The organism is Oleiphilus sp. HI0066 (genome assembly GCF_001635725.1).
This window is the reverse complement of the sequence record NZ_LWFH01001088.1, coordinates 1-1,028: the sequence shown is the minus strand read 5'-3', so window position 1 is coordinate 1,028 and position 1,028 is coordinate 1. Positions and strand designations below refer to the sequence as shown.

Below are 1,028 nucleotides of genomic sequence, written 5' to 3'. Positions count from 1 at the left end.
TCTTTAATAAAATTCGGCTCTGGTGGAGGAGTTTCGATGTACCATAAAATTAAACAAATATTATGCAGTGTGGCGCTGTGTGTGAGTCTTGTTCTTCCAACTATTGCCCATGCAAATCCTGTTAATGAAACCCCAAGTGCAATGGCGATGACTGGCGACGCATTGTTTGTGCGTCCATTAATGTTTGTCACGACTATTCTTGGTGCGGGCGTATTTATTGTTTCATCACCATTTTCTGCGCTTGGTGGTAACATTGGAGAGTCATTCGAAGTATTAGTCGAAGGTCCTTTTGAAACGACATTTGTACGTTGCTTGGGTTGTACCTTAAACGGCCGAAAAGCGAATGATGTGGTAGAGCAAGAAGATTAAGCTGCCATAGCTTTGAAGGTTTTATAAGAGCGCGATCTTGAAAAAGGTCGCGCTTTTTTCGTTTTGAATAGCTGATAATTTCCGCTTATAGAAATTTTTTCCAATCAAAGCTCGTGTCACCTACGGCATGGAAGAAAGGGTTCAACATTTCTTCTTTTGTGTTGTAACGCAATGGTGTGAGTTCCGGAGTATAGATTTCACCGCCGGCGCCTTTCAGAACAGCGTGCGCCGCAGCGGTGTCCCATTCACAAGTGAGTGCTAAGCGTGGATACCAATCAGCGGATCCTTCAGCGCAGGCGCAAATTTTGAGGGAGCTACCCATATCTACACGATCGATATTCGAGAACGTATCTGAAACTTTCTCTAACAAGCTATCTAGCGCTTCTGCACCGTGTCGACGACTTCCTACAACCGTTAATGTGGTGCCGAGATTAACGGGCTTGATCGCAATTTGTTCGTGTAATCCTGCTGAGTTTTTGAAGCTTCCGAATGCTAGGCCGCCCAAGTATAAGGTATCTGTTACCGGAACATAAACGAGTCCAAGCGCTGGCTCGTGGTTTTCAATGAAGGCGATATTAACGGTGAATTCGCCATTCTTATTAATGAATTCTTTTGTGCCGTCTAATGGATCAACAAGCCAGTAGCGTTGCCAATGCTTT

Annotated in this window: 2 protein-coding genes; one reads left to right on the top strand and one right to left on the bottom strand. The window is 44.4% G+C overall.

Features of this window, described 5'->3' with window-relative positions; translation table 11 throughout:
• Nucleotides 1-369, top strand: a 369-nt coding sequence (locus tag A3738_RS13715; RefSeq protein WP_369819804.1) for a hypothetical protein, incomplete at its 5' end; no start/stop codon positions are given.
• 85 nt (nt 370-454) lie between these two features.
• Here A3738_RS13715 and A3738_RS13710 read toward each other — a convergent pair.
• A partial coding sequence (locus A3738_RS13710; protein WP_068763648.1) for a 3'(2'),5'-bisphosphate nucleotidase CysQ occupies nt 455-1,028 on the bottom strand: 574 nt, incomplete at its 5' end.